Here is a 17,435-nt window from a genome sequence, read left to right as displayed (position 1 = left end):
TCTTGTGCGTTTGCCGCCACAGGCCGTGCCTTTGACCGATTTACTTTGACGCCGACGCTTGTTGTGATCTCGCCCGGTCACCACAAGCACTTCCAGGGAGTCCTTCATGAACAAGCACCACCGGCGCGCAGCCGTTGCCACGGCCACGGGTCTTTGCAGCCTGCTGGTCATCGTCTGCGCCCAAGCCCAGATCGTGGCCGATCCCAACGCTCCGGGTCGCCAGCGCCCCACGGTATTGAGCGCCCCCAACGGCGTGCCCCTGGTGAACATCCAGACCCCGAGCGCCGCCGGTGTTTCCCGCAACACCTACCGCCAGTTCGACGTGAATGGCCAGGGCGCCATCCTCAACAACAGCCGCACCAACGTTCAAACCCAACTCGGCGGCTGGGTACCCGGCAACCCGTGGCTGGCCACAGGTGGTGCGCGGATCATCCTCAACGAAGTCAACAGCACCAACCCCTCGTACCTCAAAGGCCCGATCGAAGTCGCTGGCCAGCGCGCTGAGGTGATTGTTGCCAACCCCGCAGGCATCCAGGTCAACGGAGGCAGCTTCATCAACGCCTCGGCCGTCACGCTCACCACCGGCACCCCGGTGATGAACAGCGGTTCGCTGGAGTCCTTCCGCGTGCGCGGTGGCCAGATCAACGTCGACGGGCTGGGGCTGGACATGCGCGGTGCCAGCCACGCCGCCATCCTGGCGCGCGCCATCGAAGTCAACGCCGCCATCTGGGCCCAGTACCTGAGCGTGGTGGGCGGTGCGGCCGAGGTGCGCGTCAGACAAGGCTCGGCCACCACTACCCCGGAAGTTTCTGCCACCCCCATCGCCCCCGACCCCCAAGCCCCCGGCATCCCCAAACCCGTCTTCTGGCTCGACACGGCCGCCATCGGTGGCATGTACGCCGGCAAGATCTTCCTGGTGGGCAGCGAAGACGGCCTGGGCGTGAACCACCGCGGCACCCTCGCCAGCCAGGGCCAACTCACCCTGCTGCCCAACGGCCAGCTCATCAACCAGGGACGGATCTATGGGCAGGACGTCCAGATCGGCAACGCCAGCGAGGTGCGCAACCAGGAAGGCGGCGTCATCGCCGCGCGCGAGAGCCTGAACATCCAGGCCGCTCAGATCCACAACACCGAAGGCGCCGAACTCCTGAGCCTGGGCAAGATGGCGCTCACCGCCACCGAGCGCATCGAGAATCGCTCAGCGCGCATCGAAGCACAGGGTGATCTGGCCATCACCACCCCGGTCCTGGTCAACGCCAACGACCACTTCAAGACCGAGCTCGTGGCCCAGCCCGGCCAGCGCTACCTGCGCCTGAGGCACCAGGGGGTGGACTACAAGGCCGAAGAACTGGGGATGAACTTCGACCGGCTGGACCGGTACGAGGACAAATCCGAATGGCAGGTGCTGCTGCCCTCGGGGGACTACCCCTTCAGCCAATACCCGGCACTGGCCGCGCAGTGGGCCGCTCCCCTGGGGGGCTGGAGCGGCAGCTTCCAGCTCGAAGCCAGCCGTACCGAAGAGCCCTGCCCGGGCTCGGACTGCAACCCGACCTATCGGGACACCTACGCACCCGAGCACCCGATCTGGCAACGCCTGGGTGTGGCACCGTTCGGCCCGCCGCCCGAGCCGCCACCCCAGGGCGGCTCCGAAGACCCGGCCTGGCAGCAGCAGATGGCGCAGTACAACGCGCACAAGCGCGCACAACAAGACGCGCTGGACCAGAAGATCGGCGCCTACAACGCCAGTGTGGCCGCGCGCACCCTGGTCGACTGGGTGGTGATCGATGCGCAGAGCACGGACTTCAACCCGCGTGTGGTGCGCAGCGCGCCGGGGCAGATCGTCTCGGGTGGGGACATGGCCCTCAACGCCAACACCCAACTGCTCAACCACAACAGCGAGATCATGGCTGGCGGGGCCTTGAAGGTGCAAGGGGCCAGTTTGGAGAACCGGGGCAGCGAGGTACTCGCGCGCACCGAGCTCAGCGGGCAGGCGGTCTACAGCTGGCGGCGCGAAGAGGGCCTGTTCAAGAACGACGACCGGCTCTACGAACGCAGCCCGTACCAGGCGGTGCAGGAACGAGGCGCGCCCATCAATGTGGCGCGCAGCCAGGGTGGACAAGCCATCCCACCGGTGATCCACAGCGGCCTGTTCAAGCCCAATCCCGACCCGCAGGGCAAGACCCTGATCGAGACCGATCCGCGCTTCGCCGATCAACGCCAGTGGCTCGGCTCGGACTACCTGCTCAAGGCGCTCTCCAGCGACCCCAACAGCGTACAGAAGCGCCTCGGTGATGGCTTCTACGAACAACGCCTCATCCGCGAGCAGGTGGGCCAGCTCACCGGCCAGAGCTTCCTGGGCGACCACCGGGACGACGAAGCGCAGTTCCTCGCGCTCATGAACGCGGGGCTGACCTTTGCGCAGGAATTCCAACTGCGCCCGGGCATCACATTGAGCGCGGAGCAAATGGCCGCGCTCACCAGCGACATCGTCTGGCTGGTGGCCGAAGACGTGACCTTGCCCGACGGACGAACCGAGAAGGCGCTCGTGCCCCGGGTTTACCTCGCGCCTCGGGCGGGGGATCTGAGTCCCAGCGGTGCGCTGATCGCGGGCAACACGGTGCAGATTCACATGAGCGGCGATGTGCTCAACAGCGGCACCGTGGCGGGTCGGCAACTCGTGCAAGTCAGCGCGGGCCGCGACATCAGGCACAGCGGACAGATTGCCGGTGACGTTGTGGCGCTCAACGCAGAGCGCGACATTCACATCCGGGGTGGCGAAGTCAGAGCCAAGGATGCAATCGTGCTCGATGCCGGGCGCGATCTGACCGTCGCCAGCACCACCCGCACGACCACCACGCAGGCCGGGAACAACACCTTCGAGCGCACCGGCATCGACCGGCAAGCGCGCCTGTACGTGAGCGACGAAGCCGCCGTGCTGCTCGCCCAGGCCGGGCGCGACGTGACCCTCACCGGTGCCGACATCCGCAACGATGGCAACGGTGCCACCCTCATCAGCGCCGGGCGCGATCTGAACCTCGACACCGCCCGCACCAGTGCCAGCGACGATCTGCACTGGGGCCCCGACCACCGCCAGCGCACCACGCGCACCCAGGAGCTGGGCACGCGCATAGAAGCCGCAGGCGATGTGGAGCTGAGCGCCGGGCACGACCTGCACGCCCGCGCGGCCAACGTGCAAGCCCAGGGCGATCTGAGCGCCCAGGCCGCGCGCGACGTGAAAATCGAAGCCGGCACCCAGACCCTGGACTACGCCGACGCGCACCACAAGAAGAGCAGCGACTTCCTCGCCAGTGGCAGCCTCACCACGCGCAGCACCGTGAACACGAGCGAGGCCGTCTCCAGCCAGATCGGCGGGCGCACGGTAGACATCCAGGCCGGGCACGACCTGGCCGTGGTCGGCTCCAGCGTTATCAGCGACCAGGGCACGGCGCTGCGGGCCGGGCGCGACGTGAGCATCACGGCCGCGCAGACCCGTTCGGACAGCACCCATTACCGCGAAGAGAAACACAGCGGCCTGATCGACAGTGGGGGTGGCCCCATGCTGGGCAGCCAGGCCCAGAGCCGGGACGAACAGCGCACATCCACAGGCGCTGCCGCCTCGACCATCGGCGCCATCGCAGGCGACGTGAACATCGTCGCCGGGCGGCACTACCGGCAAGTCGGCTCCGACGTAATCGCTGCGGGCTCTCGCACGCCTCCTACGCCTCCTACGCCACCCCCGCTCGTTGAAACACCGCCGGTGGAAACCCTCACCACCCAACCCTCGGTTCTTGGACCCCGAGGCGGCGACATCACCATCACCGCGCAGGACCTCCAGATCGTTGAAGCGCGCACCGGCGAACACCGCCGCGTGGAAGAGAGGTTCCGCCAAAGCGGCCTGAGCGTGGGCGCGGGTGGCAGCCTGGTCGAAGCCACGCAGAACATCGGCAACACCCTGGAGGCCACCGAGAAGACCGAAGACCGCCGCATGCAAGCCCTGGGGGCGGCAGCAGCGGGCTTGCAGGCGTACAACGCCGCATCCAGTGCGGCCACCAGTGCCGCAGCCGATCCTCAGTCCGGCGTGGGCATCACCTTCACCCTGGGATCGAGCAGCAGCCAAAGCCTGCACGAGCAAAGCTCCGATGAAGCCCGCGGCTCCCGCGTGCGCGCCGCTGGTGACGTGCGCCTGATCGCCCGTGGGGCTGGCCAGGACTCCGACATCCTCGTGCGTGGCAGCCAGATCCAGGCCGGAGAGAGCGCCGCGCTCAGCGCACAAGGCGACATCCACCTGCACGCCGCCCAGAACACCGCGGCAGAACACAGCCGCACGCAAAGCAGCAGCGCCAGCGTGAGCGCCACCTACAACGGCAGCTGGTCCTTCAGCGCCAGCGCCAGTTCAGGTCAAGGATCGGGCGACGGTGAAGAACGCCTGCACAGCAACACCCGCATCGAAGCTGGGCGGCAGGTCACGCTCCAGTCCGGGGGCGACACCGAACTTCAGGGTGCAGTGATCGCGGCCAACACCGTGCAGGCCCAGGTGAGCAAAGACCTGCGCATCCACAGCCCGCAAGACAGCAGCGTGTGGCGGGAACAAAGCTCCACGAAGGGCGGCTCGGCCAGCAGCGCGGGGGGCGCCAGTGCCAGCGCGAGCCGAACCCAGATCAACGCCGACTTCGCCTCGGTGGGCGAACAAAGCGCCATCCGCGCAGGCGATGGTGGCTTCCAGGTGGAGGTGCAAGGCAAGACCACCCTCATCGGCGGAGCCATCACCAGCACGCAGGCGGCGCTGGAGCAGGAACGCAACCGATTCGAGGGCCAAGGCGGCATTGAACTCAGCGACGTGCACAACCGCGCCCGCTTCGAGGCCAGCAGCGTGGGCGGGAGCGTGGGGGTGGGTAGCCAACTGGGCAACAGCGGGGCGGGCGTCGGATCGGCCTCGGGCTCGGCCAGCAGCACCACCACGGCAGCCATCTCCGGCATCGCGGGCGACAAGGGAGCGCGCACGGGCGACGCCCAGAGCGGCCTTGTGCCCATCTTCGAAAAGGACAAGGCCCGAGACGACGTCGAAGCCCAGGTGGTCATCACCAAGGCGTTTGCGCAGCAAGCCGCCAAAGCCATCGGCAGTTACGCCAATGGGCAATTGGCCCAAGCGCAGCGCTTGAAAGAAGCTGCCGCCTCCGAAGTCGACTCCGTGAAGCGCCAAGCCATGATGGACGAGGCCAACGCGTTGGAGGACACCTGGAAGGAAGGAGGTGCTGCCCGTGTGGCCCTGCACGCGCTGGCAGGCTTGGCCGGCGGTGGTGTGGCCGGCGCGGCCGGTGCTGGTGTGAGCCAGATCGCCGTGCCCGCCTTGGGCGAGCATATTGCCGCGTTGGACCTGCCGGTGGAGATCAAGCAAGCCTTGGTGCAGGCGGCAGGCGCCACGGTGGGTGCAGCGGTCGGAGGCAGCGCCGGTATGGCCAGCGGCCTGACGGCCACCGCCCAGAACTACCTCAGCGCGGCCGATCTGCGCAGCAAGCACCAGAAACTGAGCGCCTGCCGCAGCGCAGGCGACGCGGCCTGCGAGATCCGCGTGCTCAAGGAATACGAGCTCAAGAACGCCAGGAACAGCGGGACCATCGACTACGCCAGTGTGCTCAGCGAGAGCGCGCTGCAGGCCGAGAAAACCCAACTGGAGCAGTTGTTGCGCGATCCGGCGCTCAGCGAGGCGGCCAAGGCCGAAGCGCGGCGCAGCATCCAGGAACTCGACCTCGCCATCGGCGCGATCCAGCGCGCGCCGGCCATGCGCGATGTGGCCGAGCTGGGCTTGATCGCGATGGACGTAGCGCTGCTGGGCAAGCTCGCCGTGGCCAAGGCGCTGACGACGACCGTGGTGCGCCAGATGGTTCTGGCCCGCACGGGCAAGGAGATTGGCGAGATCGAGGCCGCGAGAATCGTCAACGGGATCTACCGAGACGGCTCGCTGGCCGACCCGGCGCGGGCGATGTCACCCATGGGAGGCTGGAAGTCGGCGGTGGAGATCACGGGGGCCGAGGCCGATGTGTTGATCGGGCAGCGCTTGCCGCAGGGGGCGAAGGTGGTATCTGTGGATGAAGCAAACGCCATCAACCTTGCAGTCACCAAATCGAACCCGGGTTTCGTGGCCCCCTTTGTGTCGGACACTCGAGTGGTCACGCTTCAAACGGACCAGACCGAGCAATTCGTTCGCGTGTACGTGGTTGAGGCGAACAAGTCCGACATGGCGGGTTCGTGGATGATGCGAGCCGATGACATCAAAGGCCTGACCCCCGAGCAGATCGCGAGCAAGTACGCTTTACCTCAGGTGCCGACGCATGTGGCCGACGTGACGGTCCCGGCCGGCAATACCATGCGGGTGTCGGTGGCCAACGACGTGCAGATCAAGCAAGGTCTTGGCGGCAATGGCGGTGGGGGTGGGGTGCAGTTTGAGGTGACGAGCGCGCCAAAAGATATTGAGGAATTTCGAGGTTGGTTTTCCAATCCAAGGCAGATCCAATGACCAAAGAAATCCTTGCCTTCTGCGCTCTGAAAGTCTGCGATAGCGTGGCACTTCGAGACGGAGGCCGCCTGGTACATCTCAGTCCTTATTCAACACCCGAGTTTCCAACGGGAAAGGATTGGCCGGACATAGAACTGGCCAACCACAATGTCTTTCGTCTGAATGCAAAGAACGAGGTGGTCTGGCAGGTGCGCAGGGTTGAGAACCCCGGAAGTCCAAGTTGGCCTGACAAGCACGCGATGGCTAGGCAATGGCACCAGCAAGGTTTGATCGATGGTGCATATACGGAAGACGGCTATCTCGACCCGTTCACCCGCTTGGCCATGGACGAACGCGCCGCGACTGATGCTGAGCCCCAAGGCATCTGGCGCCCTGGCTGTGTGGTCTACCTGCTCACGCGTTGGTGGAGTTACGTGCTCGACCCGCAGACCGGCATTGCAACCTGCACTGGCGATCAAATGAAGTAGGAAATGGCCGATGCGAGGGTCCCGGCGGGCAACACCGTGCGCGCGTCTGTTGCCAACGATGTGCAGATCTCGAGACCTCCCATCGACGGTGACTTCAAAAGTTGGTTTACGAATCCGAGGAGGCTGAGACACCAAGGCCATGGAGCTGCGCCGCCAAGGCAACGAGGCCGAAGCGCGCAAGTGGGACGAAGGCGGCGAATACCGCGTGGCGATGCACACCGCCATTGGCCTGCTCGGTGGTGGGGTAGGCGGTGCCGTGGGCGCAGCAGCCGGCGCCACGCTGGTGCCTGTGCTGGGCGAGGAGATCGCCGGCCTGAACCTGTCCGAGCCGGTGCGCCAAGGGCTCACGCAGGTGGTGGGGGCGGTGGTCGGTGGTGCGGCGGGGGGGCGCGGCGGGCGCGAGCACCTCGTTCAACCAGGCTGCGCACAACTACGTGAGCCACAGCCCGTTCGCCAATGTGCGGCGCACGGTGAGCCAGGAGAACGCGCGCTTGGTCAACGTGTGCGGTGCGAACTGCACGGCAGAAGACCTGCAGCGCATCGACCGGCAGATGGTGGCCTTGGAGCAGGCGGGCAACTTGGCCGAGATCGCACAGCGCGGGGTGATGACATCGCAGCAGGCGCAGCAGATGGCGCAATTGGTGTTCGAGCTCTACCCGGGTTACGGCAACGCCGAATCGTTCGCCCAGCTCATCACGGGGCAGAGCAGCCTCACGGGGGAAGCGGTCAGCCGCTTCTGGGCTGCGGTCGGGGTGATTCCCATAGCCGGGGGTGTCTTGAAGAAGGTGGGGGAGCCTTCGGCGGAAGCGCTTGTTGCAGTCTTAAAAGTAGGCGACGCGGCAAAGGGATTTGCGAGTGATGCTGGTCGTGTTGGATCGCGCATCAATCTGTCCAATGAAGTCATGGAGCACGTGATTGCTCGTCATCTTTCAGGAAAATCCAATGCAAGCCAGTTCTTGCTGTCTGAGGTCGAACTGCGGTCGATACTGTCGAGTCAGTCAGTGGTAGATTTACCAATTGTTCGGAGTATCGAGAGCGCAGGGGGCATTCGATATCTACGCGAATTCGACGCAGGCCGGGTCATCGGGACCGACAGGTTCAATGGCAACCAAGCTACTTCGGTGATGACGATCATGACCGACCGCTTCGGCAACCTCGTAAGTACGTTCCCAGGATTGCTCAAATGAAGCTCATTGGAAGTCGCACCGAACAGAAGATACGCGATGAGTTGGTGCGATCGAACCTCGCGCTGCAGGATGGGGGCTATGGCAATCTAACGATCGCGCTTGAATTGGCAGATGTGAACATTGCTGGCGCATATGTACTCAATTGGATTCCCGAGCAGGCAGAGGACATCTATGCCGTTCTTGCTTCGGCAAGCGAGGTGGTGATCGTTGAAGTGCCCCGGGCTGAAGGCAGGGCTCTGGTGGAACGAGAGAAGCTAGCAAAGTACGAAGCCAAGTGCTCAAAGCTTCAAAGACTGAAAGTCGCCGTCGCACGGGACCTCATGGGTTCAAACGCGTCAAAACTTTCTCGCTGAGGAGTCTTGCGGCGTCCGAGCAGTTCGTGCGCGGTACGTCGTTGAAGCAAACAAATCCGATATGGCGGGTTCGTGGATGATGCGAGCCGATGACATCAAGGGACTGACGCCCGAGCAGACCGCGAGCAAGTACGCTTTGCCTCAGGTGCCGACGCATGTGGCCGACGTGACGGTCCCGGCCGGCAATACCATGCGGGTGTGAGTGGCCAACGATGTGCAGATCAAGCAAGGTCTTGGCGGCAATGGCGGGGGTGGGGTGCAGTTTGAGGTGACATCAAAACCTGCTCGCACACGCTTTGCTGGGCTTTGCGGCGGGTGCGGTGCAGACCGATTCTGAAGGCTGCGCGGCCGGGGCAGCCGGGGCCGTACTCGGGCACTTGGCCGCGGAGTGGATCGACGACGGCACGCGATCGAACGCGGACATCACCAACTTCGCCAGACTCATTGCGGGTCTGGGCGGCGCGCTGGTGGCCATGCACACCGATGGCGATGCGCAGAGTGTGACGATCGCCCCCATGGCCGGGGAGAACGCGGCGGCGAACAACTACCTGCGCCACGTCGAGGCCCAGCGACTGGCCGACCTGAAGTTCCGGCAACTGCAAGGCAAGTGCGACCAGGCCTGCTCCGCCGACATCCAGCGCTTGGAAATGCTGGACAAGGAGCGCAACAAGTTTCTGGCCGCCTGTGAAGGCAGCAACTCATCGCAATGCCAGGCCGCACGCCAGGACGTGCGCGTGGCCGCCGCCGAATACATCCGCGCGATCGACCCAGACCTCGATCTGCGCGCGCTTCAGGAGCGCGACGAAACCTTGCTGCTGGCGCGCAACACCATGGGCGGGACCGCCACGGGCGACATCGTGGGGGGCTACCTCGACACCTTGCGCGAGGGCATCGAGTCGCTCGTGGGTGGCGCTCAGAAAGCGATGCAGGCCCTGATGGGCGACCCTCAGGCGCAAGCCGCGCTGCGCGAGGCGCGGGACAACTCTGGACCACGGTGCAAGACCCCGAGCAATGGCCGTACTTGCTGGGCGCGATGACGCCGCACAGCGCGAAGAGCTGGCCCTGGCCTATGAGCAAGGAGATATCCGCACAGTGGGCCGGCTCATGGGTGTGCAGGCGGCCAACCTGCCCAGTGGCGGGGGGATGGGCAGCATCAAGAACGTGAGCGCGCTGCCATCTTTGCCAAAAGGAAAGTTACCCGTCGATATCGCGCATACGATTGGGGCGGACTACAACCCCAAAACGGGCAAGGTGACGGGTGGGCATACCCTCCTGAGCGGGGATGTGCGGGTGACACAGATGGTGTCTGCACCGGATGCGAATGGGGTTTATGAAGCGTTTGTGTGGGTATGTCGCTCCCCGCGCAACCGCGTACCCGATCTATGGGAAATGAAATGAACGTTCGAATCCGGTTTTTTTACCGATGGATGCATTCGGCACACGGTCATCCTCCCATACTGAGGGAGGCACGAAACATCAACGATCTCCCCTTTGGGGAGAGTCATCCGTTTTACGTTCTCAGTGGGGCACTGTCGGACTTCCTAGAAAATCGCCATGGCGATTTGGATGAGGCAATGCATGCCGTTGAAAAAGTCGACGATGGCGCTCTAGATTCGTTCGAAACCGGTGGTGAAGGCTTCACCCACCACATCACCCGCTCCCGCGTCCGCTTCGAACACAGCGTTTTCGGCGAATGTCCCGAATGGCCCATCTGGTGCTGCACCCTCGCGCAATACAAGGCTGCGCTGGAAGGCTACCGCCGCTTCCTCGACATGCCCAAGTCTCTCGACAGCGAACTGATCATCGAGTTGCCCGACGGTGTACCCGTGAACTGCCAATAGATCACCAACACCGTCAGCCACGAACAACTGCCGCAATAACAACCGCCCCCTGCCCAGAGCAGGCGATGGCTTGCGCAAACCACTGGCGTTGCGTTCCAGCACCCCGGGCACAATCCCCCAATGTCCTTTTTCCGCGACGTCAACCTCTCCGCCGCCACCGCCGGCTTCGTCGCCGTGCTGGTCGGTTTCACCAGTTCGGTGGCCATCGTCTTTCAGGCCGCGCAGGCCTTCGGCGCCACGCCGGCCCAGATCACCTCCTGGATGTGGGCGCTTGGCCTGGGCATGGGCTTGTGCTCGGCCATTCCTTCCCTGGTCTGGCGCCAGCCAGTCATGGTGGCTTGGAGCACGCCGGGTGCCGCCGTGCTGGCCACGGCGGGCTTGGCCGGTGGCTTCAACATGGCCGACGCGGTGGGCGCGTTTCTCGTCTGCGCCGCGTTGATCGTGCTGGTCGGTGCCACGGGCTGGTTCGAGCGGGTGATGAACCGCATTCCGATGGCGATCGCATCGGCCTTGCTGGCGGGCGTGCTCACGCGCTTCGGTCTGCAAGCCTTCGCCGCCGCGCAGACCGCGCTCCCCTTGGTGGTGCTCATGTTGCTGACCTATCTGCTCGGCCGGCGGCTCGCGCCGCGCTATGCGGTGCCGCTGACCCTGCTGGCCGCCGTGGCGTATGTGGTGGCGCGCGGCCAATTCAATGGCGGCGCGGTCACCTTCGAACTCGCCATGCCGGTGTTCACCATGCCAGCCTTCAGCCTGGCTGCCTTCACCAGCCTGGCGCTGCCGCTGTTCGTGGTGACCATGGCCTCGCAGAACCTGCCTGGCGTGGCGGCGATCCGCGCGGCCGGGTACGACATGCCGATCTCCAGGATCATCACCATCAGCGGCCTGGCGACCCTGGTGCTTGCACCCTTCGGGGCGTTTGCCCTCAACTTGAGCGCCATCACCGCCGCCATCTGCATGGGCCCCGAGGCCCATGCCGACCCGAAGAAACGCTATACCGCTGCCGTGGTGTGCGGGGGCATCTATGTGCTCATCGGCCTGTTCGGCGCGGCCATCACGGGCCTGTTGATCGCCTTCCCGCGCGAGCTGGTGATGGCCATCGCCGGCATCGCGCTGCTGGGCAGCATCGGCGGGGGCCTGCACGCGGCCCTGAAGGACGAAGCCCACCGCGAGGCCGCACTTATCACATTTCTCGTCACGCTGAGTGGCGTGGTCATCGGCGGCATCGGCTCGGCCTTCTGGGGCGTGGTCGCCGGCGCCATCGCGCTGTTTGTGCAACAGTACGCCTTCGCTGCAAAACGCAAGCCTTGATCGACCCACCCGAATGCCATGAAAAAAATCCTTGTCGTCGCCGACCCGCTCGAAGCCTTCAAGATCTACAAAGACACCACTTTCTCGATGATGCGCGAGCTGCAAAAGCGCGGCCACACGCTGGCGGCCTGCGAGCCCGAGCACCTGCAGTGGCAGAGCGGCCAACCCGTGACGGCGCAGGTGCGCCACGTCACGCTCACCGGCGATGCCGATGCGTGGTTCACCGTCACGAAGGAAGGCCGCGAAGCGCTGCGCAGCTTCGATGCGGTGCTGATGCGCAAGGACCCGCCGTTTGACAGCGAGTTCTTCTACGCCACGCACTTGCTGGAACAGGCCGAACGCGAAGGCGCGCGCGTATTCAACAGCCCGCGCGCGCTGCGCGACCACCCCGAGAAACTCGCGCTGATGGAGTTCGCGCAGTTCGCACCGCCCACGCTGGTGACGCGCCGACCCGAAGCCATCCGCGCTTTCCACGCCGAGCACAAGGACATCATTCTCAAGCCGCTCGACGGCATGGGCGGCATGGGCATCTTCCGCGTGGGTGCCGACGGCATGAACCTCGGCTCCATCATCGAAACGCTCAACCAGGGCGGCGCCACCAGCGTGATGGTGCAGCGCTACCTGCCCGAGATCGTGCAGGGCGACAAGCGCCTGCTGCTCATCGGCGGCCAGGTGGCACCCTTCGTGCTAGCGCGCATTCCGCAGGGCAGCGAGGTGCGCGGCAACCTGGCCGCCGGTGGCAAGGGCGTGGCGCAGCCGCTGAGCGAGGTGGACCGCCAGGTGGCCGAGGCGATCGCGCCCGCGCTGGCCGCGCGCGGCCTCTTGCTTGTGGGCCTGGACATGATCGGCGACAAGGTGACCGAGATCAACGTCACCAGCCCCACCTGCTTCCAGGAGATCCAGCAGCAGACCGGTTTCGACGTGCCCGCGATGTTTGTCGACGCGCTGGAGGCGGCGCTGGCATGACCGCCGACACGCCGGACGTCCCGAAGCCGGGCCCGCCAGCCGAGGCCGCCGCACCCCGGGAACAACCGCGCAATCCCTTGCACGGCCTCACGCTGGAGGCCATTCTCACCGCGCTGGTGGACTACTACGGGTGGGACGGTCTGGGTGAACGCATCCCGGTGCGCTGCTTCAACATTGATCCGAGCATCGGCTCCAGCCTGCGCTTCTTGCGCAAAACGCCCTGGGCGCGAGAGAAGGTGGAAGGGCTCTACCTCTTCATGTTGCGCGAGGAGCGGCGCGCAGGTCGGGGTTAGCGGCAGTGGCAAGGCTTGTGGTTCGCGCCACAATGCGCGGGGGTCAACCCCGTTGCCGTGGCCGCTCATGGCCTCAAAGTCCTCAACCCTTCTCACCAACAAAAGCTCCATGCTGTCTTTCCCCAAACTTGCCTTGATCTCTGCCGTTACATTCCTGGGCGCATGCGGCACCGTGCAGAACCTGACCGGTGGATCGTCTTCCCAGCCCGCAGCGACGCCTGCCCCGGCTGCAGCGGCACCCGCAGCCAGTGCGCCCGCTGCCAGCAGCGACTCGCAAACCGTCAAGTCGCGCGATGGCTCGTACGAAGGCGAAATCAAGGGCAAGGCACGGCCCGGCAGCAAGTTCACCGGGCTCAAGATCGGCATGGACATGCAGGAAGTGCAGACCGCCCTGGGCCGCTCGCCCGACCGCCTGCACACCTACGAATCAGGCAAGCGCTGGATTCCGTTTTACTTCGGCAACGACGCGCGCCGCATGTTCGTGCTCTACAAGGGCGAGGGCTGCCTGACCTTCACCGGTGGTGGGGTCTTTGGCGGTTCGGGTGGCGACCTCATCGGGATACACCACGACGCTTCGGGCGCCTGCTACCAGCCCTGATGGTATTCGCGTGCGGGGGTGGTCGTCAGGGTGCTTCCTCCGTCTTCACGGCACCCCGGATGTTCAGCGCCGCCAGACCGATCTGCAGTGCGATGAGCGCATAAGCCGCCGCGTGCCAACCCCAGGCGACCCAGAGCACATTGCTCCATAGAAACACCCAGAAGCCCACATGGCGCCGCGCGGGTTGCCGCGACGCCACCAGCCAGGCGGCCAGCATCGTGGCCACCATGGCGGGCCACTGCACCAAGTCCCAGGCATTCATTGCGCGTCCCTCGTCCTGTTGATGCTCATGGGCGCATCGTGGCGTTTTCGTGGCGCCGTGACTGTTCGTCACTGCACACGGCGACGGGCCTGGGAAAGGCGCTTGCGGCGCGCAGAGCAGACTCCGCGGCCCGCTCTCACAGCTTCTCGGTCTCTCCCACCTTGGGCTGCCACTTCATCAGCCGCTTCTCGATCCGGCCCACCGCAGCGTCCAGCGCCAGCGCGAAGGCGGTGAGCACGACGATGCCGGCCATCACCGTGTTGATGTCAAAGCTGCCCTCGGCCTGCAGGATGAGGTAGCCCACCCCCTGGCTGGAGCCGAGGTATTCGCCCACCACTGCGCCCACGAAAGCCAGGCCCACGCTGGTGTGCAGCGAGCTGAACACCCAGCTGGTCGCACTCGGCAGGTACACGTGGCGCAGCAACTGCTTCTGGCTCGCGCCGAGCATGCGCGCGTTGGCCAGAATGACCGGGCTCACCTCCTTCACGCCCTGGTAGACGTTGAAGAACACGATGAAGAAGACCAGCGTCACGCCCAGCGCGACCTTGCTGCCGATGCCCAGACCGAACCACACCGCGAAGATGGGCGCGAGGATGATGCGTGGCATCGAGTTCATGGCCTTGATGTACGGCTCCAGGATGGCCGAGGCCATGGGCGAGAGCGCCAGCCACAGGCCGCCGAGCAGGCCGCCCACGGCGCCGATGGCGAACGCCAGCACGGTTTCGGTGAGCGTGACACCCAGGTGTTTGTAGATATCGGCGTCGGTGACGAACCAGGTCCAGATGCGCTCGGCCACGCGCAGCGGTTCACCGAAGAAGAACGCCGCCTGGCGGTCGTTCTCGAACATGAAGGGCGGTATGAGGCCGGGCGTGGTCATCAGGTACCAGAACCCGATGAGCGCGACCAGCAAGCCCAGTTGCCACAGGCGCAGCGTTCCAGGCCGCGGTTGGATCAGCTTCCACATGGTTGCGTCAGGCCACCTTGAGTTGTTGTTGATAGCCCTTGAGCACTTCCTCGCGCATCACGCCCCAGATGGCGGCGTGCAGTTCGACGAAGCGCTGCGTGGACTTGATCTCGGCCACGTCGCGCGGGCGCGCAATGTCGATGGCGAACTCGCCGATCGGGTGGCTCGCCGGGCCCGCGCTCAGGATCACCACGCGGTCGCTCATGGCGATGGCCTCGTCCAGGTCGTGCGTGATGAACAAGACGGCTTTCTTTTTTGCCGCCCAGAGGTCGAGCACCTCGTTCTCCATCAGCTGGCGCGTCTGGATGTCGAGCGCGGAGAAGGGTTCGTCCATCAGGATGATGTCGGGGTCGAGCACCAGGGTCTGCGCCAGGCTGGCGCGCTTGCGCATGCCGCCGCTCATCTGGTGCGGGTAGCGGTCGCCAAAGCCGCCCAGGCCCACGCGGCGCAGCCAGTCTTCGGCCTGTGCGCGCGCTTCGGCGTCGGGCACGCCACGGAACGACAGGCCGGCCATGACGTTGCCCAGTGCGGTGCGCCAAGGCATGAGGCTCTCGGTCTGGAACATATAGCCCGCGCGCGTGTTGATGCCCTCCAGCGCCTGGCCGAACACCTTCACCGTGCCCGTGCTGGGCGCCAGCAGGCCGGCCGCGACATTGAGCAAGGTGCTCTTGCCGCAGCCGGTCGGGCCAACCACGCTCACGAACTCGCCCGCACCCACGGTCAGGTCCACATCGCGCACGGCGGTGTAGCGCTGGCCGGGGTCGTCCTTGCTGATGAAGGTGCAGGAGACGCCCTGCAGATCGATCGCCGGACCCGTCACATCAACCCTTGGGGTACTTGGCATTCGCCTTGAGTACAAACGCGTTGGTGTAGACCGCGTTCAGGTCCAGCTTGGCCTTGGCCAGATCGGCGTCCACGCTGGCCAGCGCCTTGAAGGCAGTTTCCGCGCCCTTGGGCGGAATGCTGCCGTCCTTGGACAGCGCGCCCTTGGCGGCCATGAAGGCGTCGATGTAGACCGCCCGGTCGCCCAGCAGGTAGCTCTCGGGCACGGTCTTGATGATGTCGTTCGGGCCAGCCGCCTGGATCCATTTGTCTGCGCGCACGATGGCATTGGCCAGTGCCTGCGTGGTGTTGGGGTTCTTGTCGATGAAGGGCTGCGGCGCGTACAGGCAGGCCGCGGGCATGGGGCCGCCGAACACCTTCTCGGACTCGGCCACGACCCGCGTGTCGGAGATGATCTTCAGGTCGCCCGAGCGCTGCAGCAGCGTGATGACCGGGTCGAGGTTGCTGATGGCGTCGATCTGACCCGAGCGCATGGCCGCCACCGCACCGTTGCCCGCGCCCACGCCGATGATGCTCACGTCGCTCGGCTTCAGGCCGGCCTTGGCGAGCACGAAATTGACCATCACGTTGGTCGAACTGCCCGGCGCGCTCACGCCGATCTTCTTGCCCTTGAGATCGGTGATGGTCTTGTAGTTCGGCATCGTCTTGGGGTTCACGCCCAGCACGATCTGCGGCGCCAGGCCCTGCAGGGCGAAGGCGCGCATGGGCTGGCCCTTGAACTGCATGTTGACAGTGTGTTCGAACGCGCCCGAGACCACGTCGGCGCTGCCGCCCACCACGGCGGCCAGTGCGCGCGAGCCACCCGCGAAGTCGACGATGGTCACGTCCAGGCCCTCGGCCTTGAAGTAGCCCAGCTGCTCGGCGATGGTCAGCGGCAGGTAGTACAGCAGGTTCTTGCCGCCCACGGCGATGGTGAGCTTGGGCTTTTCCATCGTCTGCGCGAAGCTGGCCGCGGGCAGTACCGCTGCGGCCAGGCCACCGGCCATGAGGTGTCGTCTTTGCATGTTCGTCTCCTGAAAATGAAGCAAGAATCCTAGCCCTTGAGGGGGGCTCGGGCCATCGGGGTAATCACGGCAAGGGCAGGCCGTCCACAAACACCTTGAGCTCGTTGGGCTCGAAGGCGGTCCACTGCTCGTTGCTGGTCAAGGGCGTGGTTACCACCACCGCCGCGCGGTCGCCGGGGTGGTTGAGCTCCTCGAAGTTCACGGTCCAGTCCTGGTCCATCAAGGTCGCCTGCGCAAAGGGATGCTGGCGCACCAGCCAGTGCAGCTTGGTGCTGCAGTGCGCCCACAGCGCCTCGCCGTTGGAGAGCAGGAAGTTGAAGGTGCCGAAGCGGCGCACCTGGGGCACCAGTTCGCGCAAGGTGAGGGTGAGCTCCTGCACGTCGGGCAGGCCCGCATGCGACTTGGCCAGCTCCTGCATGATCCAGCAGAAGGCCTGCTCGCTGTCGGTGGTGCCCACGGGGCGGAAGTGGCTGTGCAGGCGCGGCGCGTAGTCTTTGAGGTCGCCGTTGTGCGCGAACACCCATTGGCGGCCCCAGAGTTCGCGCACGAAGGGGTGCGCGTTTTCCAACGCCACCGCCCCCACCGTGGCCTTGCGCACGTGGGCGATGATGTTGCGGCTCTTGAGCGGGTACTGCTGCAGGAAGGCCGCCATGGGCGAGTCCGACGCGCTCTGGTGGTCGATGAACAGGCGCAGGCCCTTGCCTTCGAAGAAGGCGATGCCCCATCCGTCGGCGTGGTGGTCGGTCTTGCCGCCGCGCTGGCAGAAGCCGGTGAAGCTGAAGTTGGCGTCCGTGGGGGTGGCGCAGTTGAGTCCGAGCAGTTGGCACATGGGGTG

Annotated in this window: 18 protein-coding genes; 12 read left to right on the top strand and 6 right to left on the bottom strand. The window is 65.4% G+C overall.

Annotated features, from left to right (window positions below):
- Positions 1-106 precede the first annotated feature (106 nt).
- Together F9K07_RS28125 and F9K07_RS28120 are read left to right on the top strand one after the other, a co-directional pair.
- The gene (locus F9K07_RS28125) at positions 107-6,514 is read left to right on the top strand and encodes a hemagglutinin repeat-containing protein (RefSeq protein ID WP_159596528.1); all 6,408 of its coding nucleotides are present in this window, start codon (positions 107-109) and stop codon (positions 6,512-6,514) included.
- On the top strand, positions 6,511-6,981 hold the full coding sequence (locus F9K07_RS28120; RefSeq protein ID WP_159596527.1) for a hypothetical protein: 471 nt from the start codon (positions 6,511-6,513) through the stop codon (positions 6,979-6,981). The genes F9K07_RS28125 and F9K07_RS28120 overlap by 4 nt, the downstream gene beginning before the upstream one ends.
- Positions 6,982-7,087: 106 nt before the next feature.
- On the opposite strand, the gene F9K07_RS28115 is transcribed toward F9K07_RS28120, so the two are convergent.
- The gene (locus F9K07_RS28115) at positions 7,088-7,411 is read right to left on the bottom strand and encodes a hypothetical protein (RefSeq protein WP_159595539.1); all 324 of its coding nucleotides are present in this window, start codon (positions 7,409-7,411) and stop codon (positions 7,088-7,090) included.
- Positions 7,412-7,415: 4 nt separating this feature from the next.
- On the opposite strand from F9K07_RS28115, the gene F9K07_RS28110 reads away from it, so the two are divergent.
- From F9K07_RS28110 to F9K07_RS28070, 10 genes are all read left to right on the top strand, one after another.
- A complete protein-coding gene (locus tag F9K07_RS28110; RefSeq protein WP_159596526.1) occupies positions 7,416-8,168 on the top strand; it encodes a pre-toxin TG domain-containing protein in 753 nt (250 codons plus the stop codon).
- Positions 8,165-8,521: a hypothetical protein gene (locus tag F9K07_RS28105; protein WP_159596525.1), complete on the top strand. Its 357-nt coding sequence runs from the start codon at positions 8,165-8,167 to the stop codon at positions 8,519-8,521. The genes F9K07_RS28110 and F9K07_RS28105 overlap by 4 nt, the downstream gene beginning before the upstream one ends.
- Positions 8,522-8,597: 76 nt before the next feature.
- Positions 8,598-8,723 (top strand): hypothetical protein, encoded by a 126-nt coding sequence (locus tag F9K07_RS32120; protein WP_268894732.1) that lies wholly within the window; start codon positions 8,598-8,600, stop codon positions 8,721-8,723.
- A 118-nt stretch (positions 8,724-8,841) separates the two neighbouring features.
- A complete protein-coding gene (locus tag F9K07_RS28100) occupies positions 8,842-9,558 on the top strand; it encodes a DUF6862 domain-containing protein (protein WP_159596524.1) in 717 nt (238 codons plus the stop codon).
- Positions 9,533-9,919: a hypothetical protein gene (locus F9K07_RS28095; protein WP_159596523.1), complete on the top strand. Its 387-nt coding sequence runs from the start codon at positions 9,533-9,535 to the stop codon at positions 9,917-9,919. Before F9K07_RS28100 ends, F9K07_RS28095 begins: the two co-directional genes overlap by 26 nt.
- Positions 9,916-10,362, top strand: coding sequence for a hypothetical protein (locus F9K07_RS28090; RefSeq protein WP_159596522.1), 447 nt, complete (start codon positions 9,916-9,918; stop codon positions 10,360-10,362). The genes F9K07_RS28095 and F9K07_RS28090 overlap by 4 nt, the downstream gene beginning before the upstream one ends.
- Before the next feature lie 120 nt (positions 10,363-10,482).
- Complete coding sequence (locus F9K07_RS28085; protein ID WP_159596521.1) at positions 10,483-11,670, top strand: benzoate/H(+) symporter BenE family transporter; 1,188 nt, start codon at positions 10,483-10,485, stop codon at positions 11,668-11,670.
- Between the two features lie 18 nt (positions 11,671-11,688).
- Positions 11,689-12,636: a glutathione synthase gene (gene gshB / locus F9K07_RS28080; RefSeq protein ID WP_159596520.1), complete on the top strand. Its 948-nt coding sequence runs from the start codon at positions 11,689-11,691 to the stop codon at positions 12,634-12,636.
- Positions 12,633-12,929, top strand: a complete 297-nt coding sequence (locus tag F9K07_RS28075; RefSeq protein ID WP_159596519.1) for a VF530 family DNA-binding protein — start codon at positions 12,633-12,635, stop codon at positions 12,927-12,929. The genes gshB and F9K07_RS28075 overlap by 4 nt, the downstream gene beginning before the upstream one ends.
- A 109-nt stretch (positions 12,930-13,038) precedes the next feature.
- Positions 13,039-13,527: a hypothetical protein gene (locus tag F9K07_RS28070; RefSeq protein ID WP_159596518.1), complete on the top strand. Its 489-nt coding sequence runs from the start codon at positions 13,039-13,041 to the stop codon at positions 13,525-13,527.
- Positions 13,528-13,552: 25 nt separating this feature from the next.
- Here F9K07_RS28070 and F9K07_RS28065 read toward each other — a convergent pair whose 3' ends face one another.
- From F9K07_RS28065 to F9K07_RS28045, 5 genes are all read right to left on the bottom strand, one after another.
- Positions 13,553-13,789, bottom strand: coding sequence for a hypothetical protein (locus F9K07_RS28065; RefSeq protein ID WP_159596517.1), 237 nt, complete (start codon positions 13,787-13,789; stop codon positions 13,553-13,555).
- Positions 13,790-13,925: 136 nt separating this feature from the next.
- Positions 13,926-14,666, bottom strand: coding sequence for an ABC transporter permease (locus F9K07_RS28060; RefSeq protein ID WP_442907456.1), 741 nt, complete (start codon positions 14,664-14,666; stop codon positions 13,926-13,928).
- A gap of 94 nt (positions 14,667-14,760) precedes the next feature.
- The gene (locus F9K07_RS28055; RefSeq protein ID WP_442907359.1) at positions 14,761-15,597 is read right to left on the bottom strand and encodes an ABC transporter ATP-binding protein; all 837 of its coding nucleotides are present in this window, start codon (positions 15,595-15,597) and stop codon (positions 14,761-14,763) included.
- Entirely contained in the window at positions 15,575-16,582 is a 1,008-nt protein-coding gene (locus F9K07_RS28050; RefSeq protein WP_236582076.1) for an ABC transporter substrate-binding protein, read from the bottom strand. The genes F9K07_RS28055 and F9K07_RS28050 overlap by 23 nt, the downstream gene beginning before the upstream one ends.
- Positions 16,583-16,664: 82 nt before the next feature.
- A complete protein-coding gene (locus tag F9K07_RS28045; protein ID WP_159597141.1) occupies positions 16,665-17,429 on the bottom strand; it encodes a class II glutamine amidotransferase in 765 nt (254 codons plus the stop codon).
- Between the last annotated feature and the right edge of the window lie 6 nt (positions 17,430-17,435).

Source organism: Hydrogenophaga sp. BPS33 (assembly GCF_009859475.1).
In the GTDB taxonomy this organism is placed as follows: Bacteria; Pseudomonadota; Gammaproteobacteria; order Burkholderiales; family Burkholderiaceae_C; genus Hydrogenophaga.
Note: the sequence above shows the minus strand (reverse complement) of the source record. Positions and strands in the feature narration are given on the sequence as shown.